The sequence below is a fragment of the Flavobacterium sp. genome (genome assembly GCF_013823965.1).
GTDB lineage: Bacteria > Bacteroidota > Bacteroidia > Flavobacteriales > Flavobacteriaceae > Flavobacterium.
Genome location: NZ_PNNA01000104.1, coordinates 1 through 25,671, shown reverse-complemented (window position 1 = coordinate 25,671; position 25,671 = coordinate 1). Strand labels below are relative to the sequence as shown.

The window sequence follows — 25,671 nt, the reverse complement described above, 5'->3', positions numbered from 1 at the left end:
ACAGCTGCATTGCCACAGTTGTCCACCAAACTCCAAGTTCTGGTAATGGTGTACGTTCCTTGGCAATTGTCCACTTTCACATCCGAGTAAGTTGCATTCAATACAGTGGAACAGTTGTCCGCTTCGTTGGTTACGTCCAATGCAAGTCCCGTTGGTGTGTCATTGACTGCACAAGCGGCATCCTTGTATAAGGTAATATCCGCAGGACGGGTAAAGGTTGGCAATGTATTGTCGCTTACCGTGATGGTTTGTACTTGGTCTGCTGCAGCATTGCCATTGGTATCAACCAAATGCCAAGTTCTTGTAATTACTTTACTTCCTTGGCAAGTACCCGCTACTGTTACGTCTGTAAAGGTAGCATTTAAAGTTGTTGAACAATTATCCCATTCGTTGGTTACATCAGCTGTTACCGCTACACTGGCATCATAGGTACAAGTTGCATTGGTGTAAATGGTAATGTCTGCTGGACGGGTGAATGTTGGAATAATTTCATCTTTCACGGTTACTTTAGCTGTTTTGGAAGCAGAATTCCCGTTAACATCGGTCACTGTTAATGTAACAATATTTGGAACTGCTGAAAGAACGTGTGAGCCAAGACCTGCAGTATTATCTGTCGCATAGCCATCCCATTCTAAAGAAGGAACAAAAACATCAGAACCATTGTTGTCACCGCTACTAATTGTAGATTTTCGCCTTAGCGTATTATCTGCCGTTGAAATAATACCGGAACCCCATTCTGTGCCAGGGTCTACCCCTATTTGGCCAATAATATCTATATTGACGCCATTATGCACAAGAGCGACGGCATCGTCACCATTATAAAACGATGTTGATGAAGTTTGATCTGCTTGCGCCAAAACAGCCGCTGATGCATCTGAAGTAGCCAATATGTATACATCTCCCGGAGCTACAGTTCCTGTTAAAGAGATTGAAGTAGAAATACTGGAAGATCCATTTGAATAAAATCGTATTGCATAGTTGCCACTAGAGAGATTAATTGAATTTGAAGTTCCATTATATATTTCAATCGCTTTGATGTTCCCCGATCCTTCTATATATTCTGAAATGAACAGTTCCGTAAGAGCATCACCATTTACATCGGAACAACTAAATACATTAGGCGACACTGCCAGCGATGCAATACCGCAAGCATCAGTTGAGCCGTTATTCACTTGTGCAGGAGTTATTGTCGCACTGCCACTTGCATCCAAGTTTACTGTTATATTTTGTGTAATTACAGTTGGCAGTACTTTATCTTCCACAGTTATCGTAGCGGTTGCAGTACTTTCATTATTACAAGCATCTTTAACAGTCAGGGTTACCGTATTAGGACCAACATTGGCACAAGTAAATGATGAAGGAACCACGCTTACCAAAGTTACGACACCACAATTATCTGTAGAGCCATTATTCACTTGATTTGCCGTAATACTTACTGTTCCAGCGGCATTCAACTGAACCGTGCTATTTTGGGCTATGGCTGTTGGAGGCGTATTGTCCGTAACCGTAAATACATGGTTTACCGAAGTACTGTTGTTGGAAGCATCTTTCAATGTATAAATACGGGTAATCGTTCCGTTACAATTGGTACCAACCAATGAACCTGTAGAAGAAGTAAGGGTCAAGTTTGCTGTCAAAGTACAATTATCAGAAGCTGTTACGCCAGCTAAAGCCAAGAATTGGGTCATTGTAGTAGCCGCAGCAGGAAGGCTTGTATTACATTCCAGATCAACAGGTGTTGGAGCAGAAACTATCGGTGCCAAATTGTCCAAAACAGTAACATTAGCTGTACCCGTGGCAGAATTACCACTCGCATCGGTAACCGTCAAAGTTACAGGAACGCCTGAGCTAGCAGCAACAAAAGATTGACTATTGTTTATAACCCCTGGAGATGCTGGCGATGATTCAGGCTGCCATACAAAATCACTATATTTATTTCCACTTCCTGAAAGTTTTAGACTTCCCCCTGCTAAACTACCTCCTTCGCTATATGGTAGGTTTGTAGAAGTCTGTCCTGAAGCTAATCCTTGCCCTGAAGCTACTGTGAATAATCCTTCATAACTCAACAATTGGACCACTGTGTTTGTTGAAGTATTTACTAATGCAACACCATCATTTGGACCATTCTGTATACCGTCTGTAGCAAATGAAACTGCAAATGTTCCAAAACCATTACTCTGATTTGGCATTAAACCTGACAGCGAAGTTGTTTGACTTGGACTTGTATATATAACTGCAGCCGTAGAGTTAGATCCATTGTATCTCACAATTGCATAGTTAGCCAAATTAATTCCTGCGTTACCAGCAATTTCTATAAACTCGTTAGTGTCATTAGTTCCTGAATTATCGTAATGGATTTCATTAATCCATACACTAGGTGCAGGAGCTGATGCTGTAACATTAGAACAATTAAAAGTATTTGGGCTTACACTTGTTAATATAACTGCTCCGCAGCCATCGTTGCTTCCATTATCAACCTGAGCAGGTGTGATTGTTGCATTTCCTGACGCATCCAGATTAACAATGATATTCTTTGTTAGCACAGTTGGCGGAGTTACATCCTGAACTGTTACTGTTGCCGTCGCAGTTTTTACATTATTATTGTTATCAGTTACTGTCAGGGTAACCGTATTGTTACCTAGGTTAGCGCAAGCAAAGTTAGAAGGACTAACTGTAAGCGTTTTTATGCCACAATTATCAGCACTTCCATTATTGATATCCGCTGCCGTAATTGTTGCTGTTCCTGCGGCATTTAATTGAATTGTGATATCTTGAGCAATAGCGATTGGAAGTTCATTGTCGGTCACCGTCACGTCAAAACTGCAAGTGGCCGTGTTGCCCGAAGCATCGGTTACCACGAATGTATTGGTAGTTGTTCCAATTGGAAATACCGACCCACTGGCTAATCCTGCCGTTTGAACAATGGTTTGTCCCGGACAATTGTCTGTTGAACTGTTGCTGTACGTTACAACTGCGCCGCAAACTCCTGAATCATTGTTTACGCTAATCGGTGCATTGCAAGTAATTGTTGGTTTCTCGTTGTCGGTTACCGTTACGTCAAAACTGCAAGTGGCCGTGTTGCCCGAAGCATCGGTTACCACGAATGTATTGGTGGTTGTTCCAATTGGAAATACCGACCCACTGGCTAGTCCTGCCGTTTGAACAATGGTTTGTCCTGGACAATTGTCTGTTGAACTGTTGCTGTACGTTACAACTGCGCCGCAAACTCCTGAATCATTATTTACGGTAATCGGTGCATTGCAAGTAATTGTTGGTTTCTCGTTGTCGGTCACCGTCACGTCATAACTGCAAGTGGCCGTGTTGCCCGAAGCATCGGTTACCACGAATGTATTGGTAGTTGTTCCAATTGGGAATACCGACCCACTGGCTAGTCCTGCCGTTTGAACAATGGTTTGCCCCGGACAATTGTCTGTTGAACTGTTGCTGTACGTTACAACTGCGCCGCAAACTCCTGAATCATTATTTACGGTAATCGGTGCATTGCAAGTTATTGTTGGTTTCTCGTTGTCGGTTACCGTTACGTCAAAAGTCCTAGTATCCTCTCCGCAACCATTCGTGGCCATAACGGTAACTGTTGTTGTTCCAATTGGAAAGATTGACCCAGAAGCCATTGAATAAGTAATTATTGGTGCAGGTGTACCCGTCGCTACTGCTGCATCATAATTCACCACCGCTCCACATTGGCCCGCATCATTATTGACTGAAATATCTGAATATGTTGTGGTTATAATCGGTACAATATTGACTGTTACCATGCCGCTCACATTTAATCCTCCCCAGAAACCGCCTCCTGTAGATGTATAGCCACCATATTGGTATGAAGAACATTCATTTAGTTTATAACGAAATGCATAATAATAAGTTCCAGAAGTAGGCGGTGTAAATGTATACTGGTATTCATCATTATTTGCTCCTCCACCAGCAGCATTGAAACTTGCCGTTGCCCAGTTGGTCCAAGTTGAAGGATTAGTGTTTGTTGTGTTATAACCAAATTCAGCAACAATTCCGGCACCTTGTAATCCGTTACCTGGAGTTAAACCAGGCTCATATACTTGTCCATAAGCAGTCAAACTCCCTCCTTGACAAATTGTTGCTGTTGGTGGAGACTGAAGATTGACATAATCAAGATTGCTATTAACCGTAAATGTAGCTTTATAATTGGCTCCTAAATTAGAGCTATATAAAGTACCTGAGTTTGGATTATTTCCAGAACAACTATTATAACTGGCGGTGGTATACACTTCTATAGTGTAATTTCCATCGGCTAAGGAGTTTAATAAATTTGGCGAGGTTAAATATGGATTTGCCACACCGTTTTGTCCCCATTGTTGATTTTGTGATCCATTTCCATTTAGAACATTAAGATTTGTATCAAATGGTAAATTTATGGATAAGAAAGAACCTGAAGGACTTCCAGTTGGATAAACTCTATAATACAAATTCCCGTCAGACACATTACATTGATTTCCATTTCCATTATTCAATTCTTTGTAAGTCTTGTTTTGGCCTCCAGCAATTATTAAGGATTGATTATTGCAAAATACACCCAAATTGTTGCCATTAAAATCAGCATTATTGGTAGTCGCCTGAAGATCATAGTAATTATTACCCGTATTATTTTTATTCAAGACAATATAGGATTCATAAATACCCGATGTCGGGCCAGCATCCGTAAAAAATATCTCAAAAGTAAATCCTGAAGTCTTGCCATATGCTTCAAGAAATAACTGGGCTCCTAACTCACAATCATTAACATACCAAGAAGCCGTAAAATTTCCTGCTTCATCAGCAATGGTAGTCCACAATACGTGTGGTTCTGGAGTTACAGCACCACAATCCACATCTGGATTAGTAAGATTAGCCACTTCTAGCGTCACTATTTCGCCCGGTTTCCAGCCAGTACCAGTAATGTAAACTGTTTCACCTGGGGCATAATCTAGATCAGCCTGATCAAGTGTCACTGTTGGTTCTTGCGCGAAAGCCGCCATCGAAAAGAACAAATTGGCTATTACAACTACAATAGCGAAGATTCTTGATTTACGTAGAATTTTTTTCATACAAAAAATGGTTTATTTTAAAAAATGCTTACTCGTCTAATCCAAAAAAAAACTAGCTTAAAAAGATGCTTTTCAAATGCTTGCGCAATCTAAAAATCGAAAAGAAATTGTCTCTTTTTAGCTGTTATTAATCTAAAACTAGATAAATAAAATACATTTGATACTTTTATTCGATGAAGTGTTAAAATAAACTATAAACTACATTTAAATACTCATAATTTAAAATTAAAAAGTAATCTAAAATATTTCAATCACTTCTTTTTTAATAATTTAAACCCATTTTAATTTTAAATTATGAGTATTTTTATTGTTATTAAAAAAAGAATGAATCCAAAATAAATCAGAACTTTCTAAAATATTTCCCAATTTGAATTTATAAAACCATTCAAAGACTTATTTTTGCGCTATGGCAAAGAAAAACACAGACAAGATCGTTTTTGATCACATAAAAGTCCTTGATGCAGGTGCAAAAGGCGTATCGGTGGCAAAAGCCCCGGATGGTAAAGTAATTTTTATTCCCAATGTCGTTCCGGGCGACGTGGTAGATGTGCAAACTTTCAAGAAACGCAAGGCGTATTACGAAGGAAAAGCCGTGAAATTTCACGAATATTCCGAGCACAGAATCGACCCAATTTGCGAACATTTCGGGGTTTGTGGCGGTTGCAAATGGCAAAACATGCAATACAACCAGCAGTTGTTCTACAAACAAAATGAAGTGCAAAATCATTTGCAACGCATCGGAAAAATAGAACTCCCCGAGTTTGAACCAATTTTGGGTTCCGAAAAACAATTTTTCTACAGAAACAAAATGGAATTTTCGTTTTCGAACAGCCGCTGGTTGACCGAAAAAGAAATTGACAGCACCGAAGACTTGGGCAACAGAAACGCCTTGGGATTCCATATCCCAAAAATGTGGGACAAGATTCTGGACATCAACAAATGTCATTTACAAGAAGATCCATCGAACCAAATTCGTAATGAAATCAGGGCTTTTGCCAATGAAAATGGCTTGACTTTTTTCAATCCAAGAGCGCACGAAGGTTTGTTGAGAACCTTGATGATGCGAACAGCTTCGACAGGTGAAATCATGGTTTTGGTACAGTTTTTCGAAAATGACAAAGCCAATAGAGAATTGCTTCTCGATCATATTTACGAAAAATTCCCGCAAATCACTTCATTGCAATATGTTGTAAATAATAAAGCAAACGATACGTTATACGACACCAACATCAAATTATACAAAGGCAGGGATTATATTTTGGAAGAAATGGAAGGTTTGAAATTCAGCATCAATGCTAAATCTTTTTACCAAACCAATTCCGACCAAGCCTACGAATTGTACAAAATTACTCGCGATTTTGCCGGACTTTCTGGAACTGAAACTGTTTATGATTTATACACCGGAACGGGAACCATTGCCCAATTCGTATCGAAAAAAGCAAAAAAAGTCATCGGCGTGGAAAGTGTTCCCGAAGCCATTATTGATGCCAAAGCCAATGCCGAACGCAACAATATCACCAATTGCGAGTTTTATGTGGGTGACATGAAAGTGGTTTTCAACGAAAGTTTCATTGCCCAACATGGCAAACCCGACGTGATCATTACCGACCCGCCAAGAGACGGAATGCACAAAGACGTAATTGAACAAATACTGAAAATAGAACCTTCAAAAATTGTTTACGTAAGTTGCAACTCGGCTACACAAGCCAGAGATTTGGCCTTGATGGACGAAAAATACAAGGTGACTCGTGTTCGCCCAGTGGATATGTTTCCACAAACGCATCACGTGGAAAATGTTGTACTTTTGGAAAGAAGAAATTAGTATTTAGTGTTCAGTCGCAGTAATCAGTTGGCACTATTTTCATTGAAAATGTTTTTTTGCCATTCTCATTTAAAAAATTTATGAAAAAAATAGTTGCACTTTTATTAATCGTCTTATTTACTTCCTCCAGCTGTGAGAAAGACGATATTTGCGATGCCAATACGCCCACTACTCCAAGGGTAGTGATTGAATTCTTCAACATCAGCAATCCATCTGTTTTAAAAAATGTGACAGATTTAAAAGTCATTGGTGACGGAATGACCGAAGGCATTGTTTTTAACACGAGTGAAACAGGTGATAAAAAATATTTAGCCAATGGAAGCAAAATCATGATTCCATTGAAAACGGACCTCAATTCGACCACTTATCAATTTATCCTGAATTCCACTAATTCAAATCCAACTTTGATAGACATTGATGAAGTCACTTTCAATTATACGAGAAATGATGTTTATGTGTCGAGAGCTTGTGGTTTTAAAACGCTTTTTACCTTTGATCCCATCAATTCTTTCACGCAAACTGCAATTCCGGCCACTAAACAAAAATGGATGCAATATATTTCGGTCGAAAAAAGTAACATAGCCAACGAAAATGAAACACACATTAAAGTATTTTTTTAGTATTGGGCTGTTGATGTCGTTGTCTTTTGCACAAGCTCAAGACACCATCCCAAACAATACTTCGCTCGAAAGAACAAAAATTGTGGGCGAAATTCCAGAAGCGCCAAAACAAGTGACAAAGAAAACGACAACAGTCACAAAAACCGACACCATTGTTCCGGTAAAAAAGGATCGTTATGGGGTTCGTGTGGGTGTTGATTTGTATAAACTGACCCGTGGTTTATACGATAAAAATTATAAAGGAATCGAATTAGTGGGCGATTATCGTTTGACTAAAAATTATTATGCCGCAGCCGAAATTGGAAGTGAAAACAAAACTACCGAAGACGACAGATTGAATTCCACCACCAAAGGAACTTACCTAAAAGTAGGTTTTGATTACAACGCCTACGAAAACTGGCTAGACATGGAGAACATCATTTCGATAGGTTTGCGAGGTGGTTTTAGTACTTTTAGCCAAGAATTGAACAGTTTTAAAACCTACAATCCTAATCCTTATTGGGGCGAAATGCCTTGGAAAACTTCAGGCGAAAAATCCAATGGATTAACCGCCAGCTGGCTGGAAGTCGTGGCCGGATTAAAAGTAAAAGTCATCAACAATATTTTTGTGGGTTTCAGTCTTCGCATGAACATGTTGATTACGGACAAGAAACCAAGCAACAACTTCGAAAACCTTTATATTCCGGGATTCAACAGAACATATGCCGGGAATTTTGGCGCTGGATTAAACTACACGGTTACCTATTTTGTTCCTTTGTATAAGAAGACAGTAAAGCCAAAGGGTAAATAATTACGAATTTTGAATTACGTTGAAGAAGAAATCGCATTTATTACTCTCTTTATGGGATTTCTTCTCCCTCGAAATGACAAAATCTTTACTAAACTGTTCGTAATTAACTTAGCCTATTTGCTTGATTCCTTTTATGAAAATCCAAGACATGAATAATTTCTCGCCGTCTTTAGTTTTGGCAGCTTGAAATTTTGGCGATAAAATAGTTCCCACCGCGAAAGCCGTAAACGGAATCCACAAGCCCTCCAAATTGGTATATTTTCCAATCAAAAATCGGAACGAGATAAATAATATCGCAAAACAACCCAATTGGTATAAAAAAGCGCGTACTTGTAATTTTGTCATAGTAACTTAGTATATTATTGAACGTTGTCGTTCGGGGTTTGAAACTTCGTTCTCTTGCTTCCTTCGTACATTTCATATTTGACCAATCTCGCTTCGATGCTGGCGTTGAAAAGTTTGATTTTTCGAGAAGGTTTTAACCCCACGAATTTCAAGGCTTCTAGATTTCCGGTAATAAACCAGGCATTGGTTCCTGGATAATTTTTCTTCAAGGTATCGCCAATATTTTTGTAGAAACGTTCCATGTGAATGTCCAATCGTTCGTCATAAGGCGGATTGAAAACCATGTGTAATTTTCCTTGAGTCGTTTTCTCCGTGTCGAAAAAGTTTCTTTCCTCGATGGTGATGTATTCGTCCAGATTGGCGTTTTTGATATTGTCTTTGGCTTTCATCACAGCACTTGGCGCCTTGTCGTAGCCTTTTATGGTGTAATGAAATTCCCGAACTTTTTTCATCAAGGAATCCATAATTTGGTCAAACAAATCATTGTCCCAGTCGTTCCATTTCTCGAACGCAAATTCCTTGCGGTTGATATTTGCCGGAATATTGCAGGCAATCATTGCGGCTTCCGCCAAGAAAGTTCCCGAACCACACATGGGATCCAAGAAATCGCCTTGTCCGTCCCAACCCGAAAGCAACAGGATTCCCGCTGCCAAAACTTCATTTATTGGAGCAATATTTGTTGCCAATCGATACCCGCGTTGGTGCAACGAATTCCCGGAAGTGTCCAATGCCACCGAAACTTGGTCTTTGTCAATATGAATGTTGATTCTTAAATCGGGATGAATTTTCTCGATGCTTGGTCGCTGTCCGGTTCTCTCGCGAAACTGGTCCACGATGGCATCCTTACATTTTTGGGAAACAAATTCGGAATGATTAAAATACTCCGAATGCACGGTCGCATCAATCACAAAAGTTTGGTTGGCACTAAGAAATTTCGACCAGTTTACGCCTGAAATACCTTTATAAAGTGCTTTTTCGTCTCTTGCTTTGAAGGAATAAATAGGTTTCAAGATTTTCAAAGCTGTTCTCAACGACAAGTTGGCTTTGTACATAAAACCTTTGTCTCCTTTAAAACTTACCATTCTCACACCTTGCTCCACGTCTTGTGCGCCCAGCTTTTTCAATTCCTCAGCCAGTATTTCTTCAAAACCAAAAAAGGTTTTGGCAATCATTCTATAATTATTTTCCATTGTAAAATCAAGTATTCGGTGCAAAAATACACTAAATTTGCAGACTTGAATTAATAGAAAAAGAATAAATGCCGAATTCGCTAAAACCCAAAACCCATAATTGGTTTGCCTCTTGGTTTGACACACCATATTATCACACCCTTTATAAAGAAAGAAATTACAGGGAAGCACAGATTTTCATGGACAATTTGACGCACTACCTCAACCTTCCAGAAAAGGCAAAAGTGCTCGATTTGGCTTGTGGCAAAGGCCGTCATTCCATTTATTTGAACCAATTGGGCTATGAAGTCATCGGTGCCGATTTGTCCGAAAACAGCATTGCCGAAGCCAATCGAAACCAAAACGAAACCCTTCATTTTCAGGTGCACGACATGCGCGAAAAATTTGAGGACAAGTTTGACGCCATATTCAATTTGTTTACCAGTTTTGGTTATTTTGAAAATGACGAAGACAATTTGACCACTTTGAAAGCGATGAAAGAAAGTTTGACCGAACACGGTTTTGCCGTAATCGACTTCATGAATGTCAACCAAGTCATCAATAATCTGGTTCCCGAAGAAATAAAAACGGTCGATGGCATTGAATTCCACATCAAACGCTATGTGAGCGACGGACACATTTACAAGGAAATCGACTTTGAAGACCAAGGCGAAAAGTTTCATTTTACCGAAAAAGTAAAAGCCTTGACACTAAAAGATTTTGAAGAAATGATGGAAGATGCCGGGATTTATTTGCTGGATATTTTTGGAGACTACAAATTGAAAAAATTCCACAAAACCGAAAGCGAACGATTGATCATGATCTTTAAATAACGAGTTTCGGTTATTTGTGTATTCGGTTATTTGTCTTTTCTGACGGATTACCGAATTAACAAATTAACGAATTAACATATAAATATGAACTACCTTTTACCCTTATTTTCAGTACTTATAGGCTACATTATTGCCCTGTTTTTAAAACCAAAAAGTAAAACCAATCTTAAGTTATTATTGGCTTTCAGTGGTTCGTTCTTGCTTTCGCTTACCGTGATGCATTTGTTGCCGGAAGTATATGAAAGCCACAACCACAACATAGGGCTGTTTATTATGGCGGGAATTTTATTCCAGATTATTTTGGAATTTTTCTCCAAAGGTGCCGAACACGGACATGTTCACGGACACGAAAAGATGTATCATATGCCATGGTTGCTATTCATCAGCTTGTGTATTCACGCCTTTTTGGAAGGATTTCCCGTAAGTCATCACCACAATTTAGCGTTGGGAATCGCCATTCACCATTTTCCAATAGCCGTGATTCTGACCATGTTTTTTATAAATGCCAAACTGGACAAGAAAGCTATTTTTGCCTTTATGGTGACTTTTGCCCTCATGACACCACTGGGAACAATCATATCGGATTATCTTCCTTCATTGAACGATTATTACACCGAAATTACTGCCGTAGTCATCGGGATATTGTTTCATATTTCGTCCACCATTATTTTTGAAACCAGCGAAGGACACAAGTTCAATGTCGCCAAGGTTTCGATGATTATTTTTGGGGTGGTGTTGGCCTATTTCATATAGCCACCAATCCAGCAATTTAGATAAAATTTTAAACTATTTTTCTAAAATATTATTTGTTAAATTTGCCAATTATTAAAAATAACTTTGTGCCATGGTTTCATTGTGGCAAAAAAACATGAAAATGACCTTTACAAAAACCACAGAACAATCCTCAAAATACGAACATTTAGAAAAAATGTCGGTTCAGGAATTGTTGTCCAATATCAATCAAGAAGACAAAACCGTGCCGATGGCCGTCGAAAAAGCCTTGCCACAAATCGAATCTTTGGTAGCCGAAATTGTTGCCAACATGAAGCTCGGCGGACGATTATTTTACATTGGCGCCGGAACATCGGGACGTTTGGGAATTCTTGATGCATCTGAATGTCCGCCAACATTTGGCGTTCCTTTTGATTTCGTAATCGGACTAATTGCCGGTGGCGACAAAGCCATCCGCAGAGCGGTTGAAAATGCCGAAGACAACACCACACAAGCCTGGATTGATTTGCAAAAATACAACATCAACGAGAATGATGTCGTGGTTGGGATTGCTGCCTCGGGAACCACGCCCTACGTGATTGGCGGTTTGAAAGCGTGCAATGAAAATAATATTACCACCGGAAGTATTTCTTGCAATGAAGGAAGTCCTCTTTCGCATACCGCAAAATTTCCTATTGACGTTGTCGTTGGTCCAGAATTTGTGACTGGAAGTTCGAGAATGAAAGCTGGAACAGCACAAAAATTAGTGCTCAACATGATTTCTACCGCCACCATGATCCAACTTGGAAAAGTGAAAGGCAACAAGATGGTCGACATGCAATTGAGCAACAGCAAACTGGTGGATCGCGGCGTGAAAATGATTATGGGAGAAATTCCCGTTTCCTATGAAGAAGCCGCAGAATTATTGGCAAAATATGGCAGTGTTCGCAAAGCAGTGGACAACTTCTAATCTCTAATTTTTAACCTCCAACTTCAAATGGCAACCAACAAAGAACTTTTATCCAAAGGAGTCAAATACTTGGCTTGGGCTTTGCCTTTGGTTTTTATTGGGCCATCCTTGATTTACAATGCATTCATCAACAAACAAAATGTGTGGCATTATTTAGTTTTGGCAATAGGAATCGCCATCTGTATTGGTTCTGTTTATTTGATTGTGTTGGGATTAAAAACAATGGTTCGCAGTTTATTTAACGACTAATGGAAAGCCTTGTACACACCCATAAAACGTTCGAAAAAGTCTCTTTTACGGACAAAAAAGTCAACAATAGGGAGTTTGAAGATTGCGTTTTCAAGAACTGTGATTTCTCGAACAGCAATTTTTCCAACAATACTTTTGTGGATTGCGAGTTCATCGATTGCAACCTGTCGATGACGCAATTAAGTGGAACCAGCCTGAAAACGGTACATTTCAGGAACTGTAAATTACTGGGAATTGAATTTAATTCCTGTGCCGATTTTATGTTTGGCGTAAGTTTCCAGGATTGTCTTTTGGATTATTCTTCTTTTGCCAACAAGAAAATGCCTAAAACCAAGTTCAATACTTGTTCGATGAAAGAAGTGTCATTTATTGGAACGAATCTTACGAATTCTACTTTCGAAAATTGTAATTTGACCAATGCCATTTTTAATGACACCCAATTGGCAGGAGTTGATTTCAGGACGGCCTACAATTTTAAAATCGATCCCGAATTCAACCCGATGCGAAAAGCCAAATTTTCGACCCAGGGAATTGTGGGACTTTTGGATAAATATGATATTAAAATAGAATAACAGGAATCAACCCTAAAAAAAATGAAAAAAATAATCTTTCTTCTACCGATACTGTCATTAATGTCTTGTTATAATACCGAGCGCAACTGCAAGGATTTCAAAACTGGAAAATTCAAATTTGAATATGAGGTTGACGGTGTCAAAAAAACTACTGTTTTTGAACGCAAAGACAGCATCGAAATTGAAACTTTTGAAGGCAAAACCGATACTTCAAGCATTCGATGGGTGAGCGATTGCGAATACATCCTGCGAAAAATTCATCCAAAGAACATGGCGGAAAAAAAAGCAATCACGATGAAAATTTTGACAACTACCAAGAATTCCTATATCTTTGAATTCGGGATCGTGGGCAGCGACGAAAAACAACGCGGGACCGTAATTAAACTCTAGCATATACTTACTCGCAGTTGCTAGATTTAAATCCACAAAAAATCACAATTCATAATTTATAACTCACTCAAATGGAAGTATTTTTAAATCCCGATGCTTGGATTGCTTTGTTAACATTAACATTCCTGGAAATTGTTTTGGGAATAGACAACATTATTTTCATATCGATTGTCACAGGAAAATTACCTGAAGAAAAACGTAAAAAAGCTACCAAAATTGGTATGTTTCTGGCCATGTTCATGAGAATTGCGCTGTTGTTTGGCATCAGCTTTTTGATTCAAATGAAAAAACCTTGGTTTTACATTGATTTTAGTTGGTTCTCCGCTGGAATTACGGGCCAAAGTCTCATTTTGCTGTTGGGAGGTTTATTCCTGATTTACAAAAGCACCAAGGAAATTCACGAAAAAGTGGATGAAAAAGGCGAGGAAGAAAAAGAAATCGGCAAAGCGGCTTCAAAATCCTTTCAAGGAGTGCTTTTACAAATTATCATGATTGATTTGGTATTCTCTTTTGACAGTATCTTGACAGCCGTTGGTATGACAAACGGCGTGGAAGGCGCTCTTTATATCATGATTACCGCAGTGGTTATTTCGGTGTTGATCATGATGCAATTTGCGGTTCCTGTTGGTGCTTTTGTCAACAAACATCCTTCCATACAAATACTGGGATTGTCGTTTTTAATTCTTATCGGCTTTATGTTGATAACCGAAAGTGCCCATTTGTCAAATGCATTAATCTTTGGCGGCCACGTCACGCCGGTGCAAAAAGGGTATTTGTATTTTGCCATCACCTTCTCTTTGTTTGTGGAGTTTTTAAACATGAAAATCGACAAAAAAAAGAAATAAAATAGTCCAACAAAAAGCTCCTTTATGGGGCTTTTTTTATTCTGAAAAAAATTAACTTCGTTTTTACAAACAAGTGCCATGAAAAATACGATATCCCACAGAGTTGCTGATTTTTTAAAAAACTATCCTCCTTTCAGTTTTTTAAAACAAAAAGAACTAGAAAGTATTTCTGAACAAATATCCATCATTTACAAAGAAAAAGACAGTGTCGTATTTGCCGAAAACGAAGAAACCCACGACAGTTTTTATGTCGTCCACAAAGGAGCCGTGGCACTTAGAAATAGCCTCCAAAACGATATTCTGGACATGTGTGATGAAGGCGATATTTTTGGGTTGAGACCGCTTATCGCCAATGAGAACTATCAAATGGAAGCCAAGACTTACGAGGAAACCATTCTTTATGCCATTCCCATTGTCATTTTCAAGCCTTACGCATTGGAAAACAGAAGTATCGGTAATTTTTTGATTGAAAGTTTTGCTTCCAATACTCTTCACCCTTATTCCAAAAGTCACAGAGGAAAATTATACGGTGAAGATTCCTTGGACACCGAAGCAAAACTACTGGACTTGCACCCCGTGAAATATTCCAAGAAATTGATTAGCTGTCCTGCCACAACAACGGCAAAAGAAATTGCCGATATCATGATCAGAAAAAATGTGGGAGCCATTCTCGTTGTCGAAGAAGACCTACTCCCCATTGGCATCATCACGGACAAGGATTTGAGAAATAAAATCGTAACCGGAATATTCCCCATTACGGCAACGGCTTCTGAAATAATGACGGCTCCCGTTATTACCTATCCCAAAAAAATGACCATCACACAAGCCCAAATGGCGATGATGAAAAGCGACATCAGTCATTTGTGCATCACGAAAGACGGCACGGTCAATTCCAAAGCGATTGGAATGTTGTCTAAACATGATGTCATGGTTTCCTTGGGAAACAATCCTGCCGTGTTGATAAAAGCCATAAAAAGAGCCAAGAAAGCCAAGCATCTTAAACCCATTCGAGCCCGAATCATGCAATTGCTGCAAGGCTATATCGACCAAAATATTCCCATAATGCTAACTTCCAAAATCATCACGGAATTAAACGATGCCTGTATCAAACAAGTCATAGCCCTAGCATTAGACAAAATGGAAACGCCTCCACCGGTGAAATTTGCTTGGTTGGCGATGGGAAGTCAAGGAAGAAGCGAACAATTGCTGCAAACCGACCAAGACAATGCCTTGATTTATGAAGATGTTCCCGAAGAATTGGAAGCAGAAACCAAAAAATATTTCTTGAAATTGGCCAGCCTTGTCAATAAAGGCCTCTTTGATATTGGTTACGAATATTGTCCTGCCGAAATGATGGCTTCCAACCCAAAATGGTGTTTGAGTCTTGGTGAATGGAAAAATATGGTGCACCACTGGATTACCAATACCGGAAAAACCGAAGTATTGTTGACCTTCATCTTTTTTGATTACAGTTTGGCTTATGGCGACGGTGAATTGGCCAACAGCCTGTCGGAATTTATTTTTGAAGACGTAAAAGCCAATCCCGTATTTTATGTTCACTTGGTTAGTGGTGCGCTGCAAAGTCCTTCGCCTACCGGATTCTTTAGACAATTTTTATTGGAACAAGACGGAGCCAACAAAGATTTTTTCAACATAAAAAATAGGGCTTTAATGCCGCTGGCGGATGCGGCGAGAGTATTGATTCTATCCCATTCCGTAAAATCCATCAGCAATACGGTGGAGCGTTTTGAAAAATTGGCAGAATTGGAACCCGACAATAGCGAACTTTATACGTCTTGTGCTTATGCCTATAAAGTATTGTTGAAATTCAGGACCAAACAAGGACTTGCCCATAACGATTCCGGTCAGTTCATCGCCTTGGAATCCTTGTCCAAATCCGAAAAGATAAAACTGAAAAGCACTTTTAAAACCATCAAGGAATTGCAAGAGATTATTTCCATCCGATTTAATGTTTCAAATTTATTATAATGAATTTCTCAAAAATCATCAAAACCATTCTGTCTTATGTTTGGGACACCTCCGATGCATCATCAGATGAAGATTTATTGGGCGATATCAACACTACGCGTTTTGTGGTTTTGGACACTGAAACTACTGGTTTCGATTATGAAAATGACCGGATACTTTGCATTGGGGCCATCGTTTTGCAAAACAACACGATTTCCATTCAAGACAGTTTCGAAGTTTACATTGTACAAGAACATTACAACAAAGCCACGGCACAAATCCACGGAATATTGAAAGATTTTGTCTTGGATCGTCCGAATGAATTGGAGGCTTTGAAACAGTTTCAGACTTATTTGGGAGACTCCATCATCATTGCCCATCATACCGCATTTGATGTCACCATGATAAACAAGGCATTGGAAAGAAACGGATTGCCTGTGTTAAAAAACAGAACTTTGGACACGGCAAAACTTTATAAAAAAACTTTAATCGTTTCTAACCTTTTGGAAGTCAAGGAAAACTACACGCTTGACGACCTGGCAGATAAATTTGACATTTCTAAAAAAGACAGGCACACCGCCATGGGTGATGCGTATATTACTGCCATTGCTTTTTTAAAAATTCTAAAAAAATTGAGAGAGCAAAAGGAAATTACGTTAAAAGAATTGTTTAAATAAAGCCAAAAGCTCTTTGTGAAAAATTAATTACCAATTCAAATTGTAAATTAAAAACACAAAAAAGCCACTCTTCTGTGGCTTTTTGCTTTCTAAAACAACGTTATTTGTCCGTCTTCATCGGGTTCAATGCGCTCGGTATCTTCGTCAACTGTGTTTACGCCCGTGTCGCCTTCTACTTCTAATTCTTCCGGAACCACTTCTTCCGGTTCTTCGTAAGGCAAAGGTTCGAGTAAATTCACCTGTTTCAATTTATCAGTAGTCAATTGATTTCCGAGTGCCTTGAAACCTTTGACAGCGATAAAATTCTCTATATCTACCGTTTGATTTTCTTTTTGAACGCCTTTCACTTTCGTGAAAACCAATTCGGCCATTGGACGATAATCCGTTGAAACAATTTCCAGTTGTGATTTTGGATGTTCCGTGATAAAACTTTCTTCTTTTCCTTCGGTTTCCACCAAGAAACGTTTTACGTAATAGCGTTCTTTTTCACCGTCATAATAAATGGCTGAAATCGGTTTTTTGGGATGCCATTTTTCCAAAACGACCATATCTTCATCAAAATGTGTGGATAATTCAGGAATAATTACTTTTAGTTTTCCAGTTTGTGAAATAACCAAAATCTTGTCGTTGGGTCTAAATTCACCAAGCAATTCTCCTCTAGTCTCAACATTCAATCTTTGAACGGTATCGTCAAACCAAATTTTCCTTGGTTTCAAGGTAGAAATCCCTTTTTCCTTGATTTCGATTTTCTTGATTGGATATTTACTAACCAAATTCCCTTTGGAAGCACGTCCTTTGATGGCAATATTAGCAAAATCCACATCCCATTTCAGTTTTTTGATGCTTCCTATTTGACGCAATAAAATGGTAATAACCTCGGCTTCTCCATTGGGGTTATGCGTAAAATACAAAACTTGTGAACCTTTGGTTTCATTGGTCAAATCGTATAATTTGTCCCGTGTAACTCCCGAAACGTTGAAACGTTTTATGTAAGCTGGACCCGATTTTCCATCACGATAAATCATATTGTAAATGGTGCGTTTGTCGCTTTTATCAAAAACAGCAACGTGAATGATGTCTTTTCCAACAAATTTTTTGTCATCAACTTTGCAAATCATCATTTTTCCATCGCGAAGAAAAACAATCACATCATCAATATCGGAACAATCTGTAACGTATTCGTCTTTCTTTAATCCGGTTCCAATGAATCCTTCTTCCCTATTTACGTACAGTTTCGTATTTCGTAAAGCTACTTTTGTGGCTTCGATATTATCAAAACTACGCAATTCGGTTTGGCGTTCACGACCTTTTCCGTATTTTTCCTTTAACTTGGTAAAATACGCAATCGCAAAATCGGTTAAATTGGCCAAATTAAATTCTACTTCCTTCATTTCGTCTTCTAACTTAGCGATAAAATCATCTGCTTTATCCGAATCGAAACGCGTAATACGAATCATCGGGATTTGCGTTAATCGCTGTAAATCATCGTCGTTGATTCCCCTTACGAATGATTTTTTGAAAGGCTCAAATCGGTCGTACATATAAACATACAAAGATTCTCTATCGGAATACAATTTGAAATCAATATACATTTCTTCCCGAATGAATATTTTTTCCAAGGTCGAAAAATGCCATTTGTTTTTAAGTTCTTCTAATTGAATTTCCAACTCTTGTCGAAGCAAATCGACTGTTCGTTCCGTAGAAATTTTCAGCATATGCGAAACTCCCACAAACAACGGCTTATTATCTTCAATCACACAACCCAAAGGAGCCACCGAAGTTTCGCAAGCCGTGAAAGCAAACAAGGCATCGATGGTTTTGTCTGGAGAAACGCCAGGGAAAAGATGGATTAATATCTCAACATCGGCAGCGGTATTGTCTTCGATTTTCTTGATTTTAATTTTTCCCTTTTCATTGGCTTTTAAAATACTGTCAATCAAAGTCGTCGTATTGGTCGAAAACGGAATTTGGGTAATCACCAAAGTATTTTTGTCCAATTGGGCAATTTTGGCACGAACTCGAACACGACCGCCACGCATTCCATCATTATAATTGGAAACATCTGCAATTCCTGCTGTTTGAAAATCCGGAAAAAGTTGGAATGATTTGCCTTTCAATATTTTTATCGAAGCATCAATCAATTCATTAAAATTGTGCGGCAAAACTTTTGTGGAAAGTCCTACGGCAATACCTTCGGCTCCTTGTGCCAAAAGCAACGGAAATTTTACGGGAAGATTGTTCGGTTCGGCACGACGCCCGTCATAAGAAACGCCCCAATCGGTAATTTTTGGAGAATACAAAACTTCCAAAGCGAATTTCGACAAACGCGCTTCAATGTAACGAGAAGCCGCTGCACTATCGCCCGTGAGGATATTTCCCCAGTTTCCTTGGCAATCTATCAGCAATTCTTTCTGGCCAATTTGCACCATCGCGTCGCCAATACTTTGATCTCCGTGCGGATGGTATTGCATCGTGTGCCCAACAACATTCGCCACTTTATTGTAACGACCATCATCCAACTCTTTGAGAGAGTGCATAATTCGGCGTTGAACGGGTTTGAAACCGTCCTCGATTGCAGGAACAGCGCGCTCCAAAATTACGTAGGAAGCATAATCCAAAAACCAGTCTTTGTACATTCCTGTAACTTTGGTAATGGTGTCTTCGCTGTTTTCGTCGTTCTCGTAGAAATGATTTCCTCCCGAAGTCACGATGTCTTCGAATCCTTCTTCGTTTGTGGAATCGTTCAACTCTTCGTTACTTTCGTCTTCGTTTGGAATGATGTTATCGTCTTCTTCGTCTTTCATTTATTTTGATTCCGAAATTAATTTTATTAAATCTTCCTTGCTCGGAAGAACTGTTTTGTATTTGCTGGCAAATATTTGTTCGTTATTTTCTGGTAAAGTATATTCCACAACCAAGTCACTTTTGTTTTGGCAAAGTACAATTCCGATGGTTTGGTTCTCGTCTTCCAAACGTTTTTCCCTGTCGTAATAATTGACATACATTTGCATTTGCCCTAAATCTTGGTGTTTCAATTCCCCTATTTTCAAGTCAATCAGAACAAAACTTTTCAAAATCCGATTGTAGAAAACCAAATCAATTCGAAAATGCTTGTCATCAAAAGTGATTCTTTGTTGACGCGCCACAAACGTAAAACCGTGACCCAATTCCAATAAAAAATGCTCCAGTTTATTGATAATCTCTTCCTCTAATTGAGTTTCCGAATACTGATGCAATTCGGGCAATCCCAAAAATTCAAGTATGTAAGGATCTTTGATGATATCTTTTGGTTTCTCGATAATTTGACCTTCTTCTGAAAGTTTTAGTATTCCTTCCTTATCTCTGCTTAAAGCCAATCTTGCATAAAGCGCCGAATCGTATTGACGCTTTAATTCTCGAACGCTCCAATTATACTTTTCGGATTCTATTTCGTAAAAACGTCTTTCTTTTTCATCGTCAATCCTAATTAAAAAATTGTAATGAGACCAATTTAATTTAAAAATCCGAGACAGTGTTACGGATTTTGACATTTCAGATTGAGGTAAGATAGATGTATTTTCACTTATTTGTAAATTCGTAGACACTGTCTGCGATTTTACATTTTCAGAAATCGTAGACACTGTCAACGAATTTGAATAAACTACATAGAACTTCCTTATTCTTTCAAGGTTCTCAACCGAAAAACCTTTCCCAAACTCCTTCGTCAATTGTTGAGAAAGCCCTTTTAAAAGCTGTTTCCCATATTCGGCTCGATCTTTTCCGTTTTGTTCTTCTTCAACAATCATTCTTCCAATTTCGAAATACGTAATCGTCATCGTTTGATTTACGTTACGCAAAACCTGTTGCCGGGCATTTTGCAATAACTCGACGACTTGTTGGAATAAAATTTTATTTTGAAGGTCTTTTGACAAATTTTGTGTTTTTAAACTTTTCTAACTTGCTTCCATCGTATCTAATTCCACCTTCAAATTATTGATGATAAATTCTTGTCGGTCTGGCGTATTTTTTCCCATATAGAAAGACAACAATTGCTCCACCGAGGTATTTTTATCCATCATAATTGGATCTAACCGAATGGTTTCTCCAATAAAATTCTTGAATTCGTCTGGCGATATTTCTCCCAATCCTTTGAATCGAGTGATTTCGGGTTTGGGTTTCAATTTTTCTATGGCATCTTTGCGTTCGTCTTCGGAATAACAATAAATGGTTTCTTTCTTGTTTCGAACCCTGAACAAAGGCGTTTGCAAAATATACAAATGTCCTTCCTTAATTAATTCGGGGAAAAATTGCAGGAAAAACGTAATCAACAACAATCGAATGTGCATTCCGTCGACATCGGCATCGGTGGCGATTACAATGTTGTTGTACCGCAGGTTTTCCATATCGTCTTCGATGTCCAAAGCAGCTTGCAAGAGGTTGAATTCCTCGTTTTCATACACAATTTTCTTGCTCATTCCGTAGGAGTTCAAAGGCTTTCCACGCAAACTGAAAACCGCTTGGGTATTCACGTCTCTAGATTTCGTGATAGAACCCGAAGCCGAATCTCCCTCGGTGATGAAAAGCGTGCTTTCCAGATTTCTTGGATTTTTCGTATCGGTAAGATGCGCCCGACAATCCCGCAATTTCTTGTTGTGCAAATTTGCTTTTTTGGCTCGGTCTTTTGCCAATTTTCGAATGCCGGAAAGTTCTTTACGTTCCCGTTCGGCTTGCATAATTTTACGCAAAAGCGCATCGGCAGTCGCAGGATTTTTATGTAAATAACTGTCTAATTTGTTTTTTACAAAATCATTGACGAATGTTCGAACCGATGGCATTCCTGGTTCCGAACCCATATCAGTAGAACCTAATTTGGTTTTGGTTTGCGATTCGAAAACCGGTTCCATTACCTTGATGCTAATCGCGGTAACAATTGATTTTCGCACATCCGAAGCCTCGAATGGTTTGTTGTAAAATTCCCGAATGGTTTTCACGATTGCTTCGCGATAAGCAGCCAAATGCGTTCCTCCTTGCGTGGTATTTTGTCCGTTTACAAACGAGTGATACTCTTCGGAATATTGGGTTTTACTGTGTGTCAAGGCAATTTCGATATCGCCTTCTTTCAAATGAATGATTGGATATTCTAAATCCTCGACATTGATGGTTTCTTCCAACAAATCTTTCAATCCATTTTCAGAAAAATATTTTTCACCGTTGAATATTATGGTCAAACCATTGTTAAGATAACAATAGTTTTTGAGCATTTTGATGATGTATTCGTAACGGAATTTATAGTTTTTGAAAATCGCTTCGTCCGGAATAAAAGTAACTTTGGTTCCTTTGCGCTTTGTAGTTTCAATGATTTCTTCATCAAGCACTAAGTTTCCTCCCGAGAATTCGGCGGCTTTTTGCTTGTCGTCACGAACGGATTCCACGCGAAAATAATTGGACAAAGCGTTCACGGCTTTTGTTCCAACACCATTTAAACCAACTGATTTCTTGAAAGCAAGTGAATCGTATTTACCACCGGTATTCATTTTGGATACCACGTCGATTACTTTTCCAAGGGGAATTCCACGACCGTAATCGCGAACAGAAACCGTTTTGTCTTTGATGGTTACCTCGATGGTTTTGCCTGCTCCCATAACGAATTCATCGATACAGTTGTCCAGCACTTCTTTGAGAAGAATGTAAATACCATCATCTGGAGAAGAACCGTCACCGAGTTTTCCGATGTACATTCCGGGACGCATTCTGATGTGTTCTTTCCAGTCTAGTGACCGAATATTGTCTTCGGTATATTGATTTTGATCGGACATTTTATTTTTATCGAATTTGTGCTAATATAATGAATGTCGCTCCATTTTAAAAGAGGAAAGCATCAAAGTTATTAAGAATAATATTGACAGTGAATTTTGTGTTTTTGGTTGCAGATTTTAACTGGAATTATTATATGATTTTAAAAATTGCAATTATTCTTCCACTAACAAAAATCGTGACGTATGAGTTTTTTTTATCAAGTATTGGAATAGTAAAATCTAAATCATTTTTTTGATCCAAATAAGTCTTTGTGTTATCAATGCTTGAGGAGTAAGAAATGGTGTCATACTCTTCTAAACCACGAATAGCAAAAATAAGATTTGGATTATCTTTGGTTGAACAAATCCCTGATTCAGGTTTTATAATTTCATAATTATATTGAAAATAACCCCCAAAATAGACCGGTAATGGCGCAAAATCCTTTTTACTTTTTGCTACTAACAACCATTTTTCATCCGTTGGATAGTGATTTAAAAAGAATCGTTCTGGATTGGTAAAAAAATAAGCATCATTAAAATAAAATTTAAATAAATTGGTCTTACTCGATACGAAACCGGCTGCTAATGTAGCATCAACAAATTGCCAATTATTATCAATCTTAACAACATTCCAAGCGTGATTTGTCACATCCGGCATTTCTCCTATTTGTGAAGGATCGGCTTTTAAATTTCCGAAGACTATTGTAGCTTCTAATCCTAATTTTAAATACAAATATTCCATTAAGGCAGCGTATCCGTGACATACAGTTTTCTTTGTATTCATAGTACTGGACACTAAATCTAATTTGAATTTTTTATCTTTAATTTCTCTTTCTTTTTCAGTTTTATATGAAAAAGCATTTTTAGACACATAATTCATCGATTCTGCCAAACTTACGTCGTAGCTAATATTGGTAGCTACCCATCTAAAAACGGCTCTCGCTTTTTCATCTGGACGAGAAAAATCTTTATATATTAATTTAACCAATTCATCAGCATCATTCAAATCTTTAGAATAACCATCCACAATGCTATCAACCGAATGGTAATTCTGGGCATAAGAAAAATTCCAAAAAATTAAATTTAAAAAAACCAATATCCAAAGTGTATTTTTTAATTTCATTTATCTCTTTTAAAATTAAAACCCTTTGACAATTTCCTTCAATTGATTATCCAATTCCACATTGGAAATTTTACCTTTTTCAACATCAAAATTATCGTTGAAACTGGGCAAGGAAAAAGTTGCTTTTATAATTGCACCATAACGAGGGAAAGCATTTTTGGCAATATCAAGAACCGATGCTCCTCCTCTTGCTCCAGGAGAAGTTGCCATAAGCAACATTGGTTTTTCCTGAAAGACTTTTCCATTAATTCTGGAACACCAGTCAAAGACATTCTTGAATGCCGCCGAATAATTTCCGTTATTTTCCGCTAAAGAAACCACCAAAATATCAGCTGAGGCAATTTTATCCAGAAAATTTTTCGCCAAAGGATGCTGCCCTATTTCTTTTTCAACATCCACGCTAAATAAAGGCATTTGAAAATCGTTTAAATCCAGCACTTCCACTTCGGCATTTTCGAAAAGTGAAGCTGCATAAGTGGCTAATTTTTTGTTGATGGAGTTTTTACTCGGACTGCCACCAAAGGCGATGATTTTCATAATGAATCGTTTTATTTTTAAAAGTAATAAAAAATAAAACATTAAATAAAAAAACCTGCAAAATCACTCTTGCAGGTTTCCATATCTTAATACAATTACGATTTACACATTAAATCTAAAGTGCATCACGTCGCCATCTTTAACGATATATTCTTTTCCTTCCACTTTGAATTTTCCGGCTTCTTTGCATTTGGCTTCTGAACCGTAATGAACAAAATCTTCATACGAAATCACTTCGGCACGAATGAATCCTTTTTCGAAATCAGTATGAATCACTCCGGCAGCTTGTGGCGCAGTCGCCCCAATATTGATGGTCCAGGCACGAACTTCTTTCACTCCAGCGGTAAAATAGGTTTGTTGTTTCAATAATTTATAAGCGGCACGAATCAAAACCGACGCACCCGGCTCTGTCAATCCCATATCTTCCAAGAAAACTTGGCGTTCTTCGTAGCTTTCTAATTCTGTAATATCGGCCTCAGCTCCCACTGAAAGGATAATCACTTCCGCTTCTTCATCTTTTACCAATTCGCGAACTTGATCCACGTATTTATTACCGTTTACTGCCGAATTCTCATCCACATTACAAACATACAAAACAGGTTTTGTGGTAATTAACTGAAAATTTTCCATCAAGGCTTCTTCGTCATTGCTTTGCGGCACGACTGTTCTGGCTGATTTGGCCTGCAAAAGTGCTTCACGAATTCTATCTAAAAGCGCTTTTTCTACCTGCGCTTCTTTGTTGCCTGTTTTAGCGGCACGATTTACTTTTTCGAGACGTTTTTCAACCGTTTCCAAATCCTTTAATTGCAACTCGATATCGATGGTTTCTTTGTCGCGAATAGGGTTTACATTTCCGTCAACGTGCACAATATTATCATTGTCAAAACAACGCAAAACGTGAATAATGGCATTACACTCCCTAATATTTCCAAGAAATTGATTGCCCAAACCTTCTCCTTTGCTGGCTCCTTTTACCAAACCGGCAATATCAACGATATCAACGGTTGCCATTTGAACGCGTTCTGGTTTTACCAGTTCTTCCAGTTTGTTGATTCTTGGATCGGGTACATTTACCACTCCTATATTGGGTTCTATGGTACAAAACGGAAAGTTGGCACTTTGCGCTTTTGCATTGGATAAACAATTGAATAATGTTGATTTTCCAACATTTGGTAATCCTACAATTCCTGCTTTCATT

General features: G+C 38.4%; 21 protein-coding genes. 12 read left to right on the top strand and 9 right to left on the bottom strand.

The window, feature by feature from the left end:
• Window positions 1-5,078 (bottom strand): HYR domain-containing protein (locus tag C0430_RS12820; RefSeq protein WP_290870864.1); only part of this gene is annotated, 5,078 nt, incomplete at its 3' end.
• A 406-nt stretch (window positions 5,079-5,484) separates the two neighbouring features.
• Between C0430_RS12820 and rlmD the strand changes: the two genes are divergently transcribed.
• From rlmD to C0430_RS12805, 3 genes are all read left to right on the top strand, one after another.
• Window positions 5,485-6,900: a 23S rRNA (uracil(1939)-C(5))-methyltransferase RlmD gene (gene rlmD / locus C0430_RS12815; protein ID WP_290870862.1), complete on the top strand. Its 1,416-nt coding sequence runs from the start codon at window positions 5,485-5,487 to the stop codon at window positions 6,898-6,900.
• A gap of 80 nt (window positions 6,901-6,980) precedes the next feature.
• On the top strand, window positions 6,981-7,520 hold the full coding sequence (locus tag C0430_RS12810; protein ID WP_290870860.1) for a DUF6452 family protein: 540 nt from the start codon (window positions 6,981-6,983) through the stop codon (window positions 7,518-7,520).
• The gene (locus C0430_RS12805) at window positions 7,492-8,310 is read left to right on the top strand and encodes a DUF6048 family protein (protein ID WP_290870858.1); all 819 of its coding nucleotides are present in this window, start codon (window positions 7,492-7,494) and stop codon (window positions 8,308-8,310) included. The genes C0430_RS12810 and C0430_RS12805 overlap by 29 nt, the downstream gene beginning before the upstream one ends.
• A gap of 108 nt (window positions 8,311-8,418) precedes the next feature.
• Here C0430_RS12805 and C0430_RS12800 read toward each other — a convergent pair whose 3' ends face one another.
• Both C0430_RS12800 and C0430_RS12795 read right to left on the bottom strand, forming a co-directional pair.
• Entirely contained in the window at window positions 8,419-8,655 is a 237-nt protein-coding gene (locus C0430_RS12800) for a hypothetical protein (RefSeq protein ID WP_290870856.1), read from the bottom strand.
• 14 nt (window positions 8,656-8,669) lie between these two features.
• The gene (locus C0430_RS12795) at window positions 8,670-9,845 is read right to left on the bottom strand and encodes a THUMP domain-containing protein (protein ID WP_290870854.1); all 1,176 of its coding nucleotides are present in this window, start codon (window positions 9,843-9,845) and stop codon (window positions 8,670-8,672) included.
• Window positions 9,846-9,913: 68 nt separating this feature from the next.
• Between C0430_RS12795 and C0430_RS12790 the strand changes: the two genes are divergently transcribed.
• The 9 genes from C0430_RS12790 to C0430_RS12750 all read left to right on the top strand — a co-directional run bounded on the left by C0430_RS12790 (window position 9,914) and on the right by C0430_RS12750 (window position 17,039).
• Window positions 9,914-10,657 carry a class I SAM-dependent methyltransferase gene (locus C0430_RS12790; RefSeq protein ID WP_290870852.1) on the top strand — a complete coding sequence of 248 codons (744 nt, stop codon included), beginning with the start codon at window positions 9,914-9,916 and terminating at the stop codon, window positions 10,655-10,657.
• Window positions 10,658-10,741: 84 nt separating this feature from the next.
• Window positions 10,742-11,410, top strand: coding sequence for a ZIP family metal transporter (locus tag C0430_RS12785; RefSeq protein ID WP_290870851.1), 669 nt, complete (start codon window positions 10,742-10,744; stop codon window positions 11,408-11,410).
• Window positions 11,411-11,531: 121 nt separating this feature from the next.
• Complete coding sequence (gene murQ / locus C0430_RS12780; RefSeq protein ID WP_290870849.1) at window positions 11,532-12,338, top strand: N-acetylmuramic acid 6-phosphate etherase; 807 nt, start codon at window positions 11,532-11,534, stop codon at window positions 12,336-12,338.
• Window positions 12,339-12,365: 27 nt separating this feature from the next.
• Window positions 12,366-12,587 (top strand): DUF6095 family protein, encoded by a 222-nt coding sequence (locus C0430_RS12775; protein WP_290870847.1) that lies wholly within the window; start codon window positions 12,366-12,368, stop codon window positions 12,585-12,587.
• Window positions 12,587-13,159 (top strand): pentapeptide repeat-containing protein, encoded by a 573-nt coding sequence (locus tag C0430_RS12770; RefSeq protein ID WP_290870845.1) that lies wholly within the window; start codon window positions 12,587-12,589, stop codon window positions 13,157-13,159. The genes C0430_RS12775 and C0430_RS12770 overlap by 1 nt, the downstream gene beginning before the upstream one ends.
• A gap of 21 nt (window positions 13,160-13,180) precedes the next feature.
• On the top strand, window positions 13,181-13,549 hold the full coding sequence (locus C0430_RS12765; RefSeq protein WP_290870843.1) for a DNA topoisomerase IV: 369 nt from the start codon (window positions 13,181-13,183) through the stop codon (window positions 13,547-13,549).
• A 71-nt stretch (window positions 13,550-13,620) separates the two neighbouring features.
• Window positions 13,621-14,394: a TerC family protein gene (locus C0430_RS12760; RefSeq protein WP_290870841.1), complete on the top strand. Its 774-nt coding sequence runs from the start codon at window positions 13,621-13,623 to the stop codon at window positions 14,392-14,394.
• 78 nt (window positions 14,395-14,472) lie between these two features.
• Complete coding sequence (locus C0430_RS12755) at window positions 14,473-16,383, top strand: DUF294 nucleotidyltransferase-like domain-containing protein (protein WP_290870839.1); 1,911 nt, start codon at window positions 14,473-14,475, stop codon at window positions 16,381-16,383.
• The gene (locus C0430_RS12750; protein ID WP_290870837.1) at window positions 16,383-17,039 is read left to right on the top strand and encodes a 3'-5' exonuclease; all 657 of its coding nucleotides are present in this window, start codon (window positions 16,383-16,385) and stop codon (window positions 17,037-17,039) included. The genes C0430_RS12755 and C0430_RS12750 overlap by 1 nt, the downstream gene beginning before the upstream one ends.
• Window positions 17,040-17,128: 89 nt before the next feature.
• Here C0430_RS12750 and C0430_RS12745 read toward each other — a convergent pair whose 3' ends face one another.
• From C0430_RS12745 to ychF, 6 genes are all read right to left on the bottom strand, one after another.
• Entirely contained in the window at window positions 17,129-19,843 is a 2,715-nt protein-coding gene (locus C0430_RS12745; RefSeq protein ID WP_290870835.1) for a DNA gyrase/topoisomerase IV subunit A, read from the bottom strand.
• On the bottom strand, window positions 19,844-20,950 hold the full coding sequence (locus tag C0430_RS12740) for a PDDEXK nuclease domain-containing protein (protein ID WP_290870833.1): 1,107 nt from the start codon (window positions 20,948-20,950) through the stop codon (window positions 19,844-19,846). It abuts the gene before it with no gap.
• A 21-nt stretch (window positions 20,951-20,971) separates the two neighbouring features.
• Window positions 20,972-22,834, bottom strand: a complete 1,863-nt coding sequence (locus tag C0430_RS12735) for a DNA topoisomerase IV subunit B (RefSeq protein WP_290870832.1) — start codon at window positions 22,832-22,834, stop codon at window positions 20,972-20,974.
• A gap of 130 nt (window positions 22,835-22,964) precedes the next feature.
• Window positions 22,965-23,936, bottom strand: a complete 972-nt coding sequence (locus C0430_RS12730; RefSeq protein WP_290870830.1) for a transglutaminase domain-containing protein — start codon at window positions 23,934-23,936, stop codon at window positions 22,965-22,967.
• 15 nt (window positions 23,937-23,951) lie between these two features.
• Window positions 23,952-24,473: an NAD(P)H-dependent oxidoreductase gene (locus tag C0430_RS12725; RefSeq protein WP_290870828.1), complete on the bottom strand. Its 522-nt coding sequence runs from the start codon at window positions 24,471-24,473 to the stop codon at window positions 23,952-23,954.
• A gap of 102 nt (window positions 24,474-24,575) precedes the next feature.
• Window positions 24,576-25,670: a redox-regulated ATPase YchF gene (gene ychF, locus C0430_RS12720; protein WP_290870826.1), complete on the bottom strand. Its 1,095-nt coding sequence runs from the start codon at window positions 25,668-25,670 to the stop codon at window positions 24,576-24,578.
• Window position 25,671 lies beyond the last annotated feature (1 nt).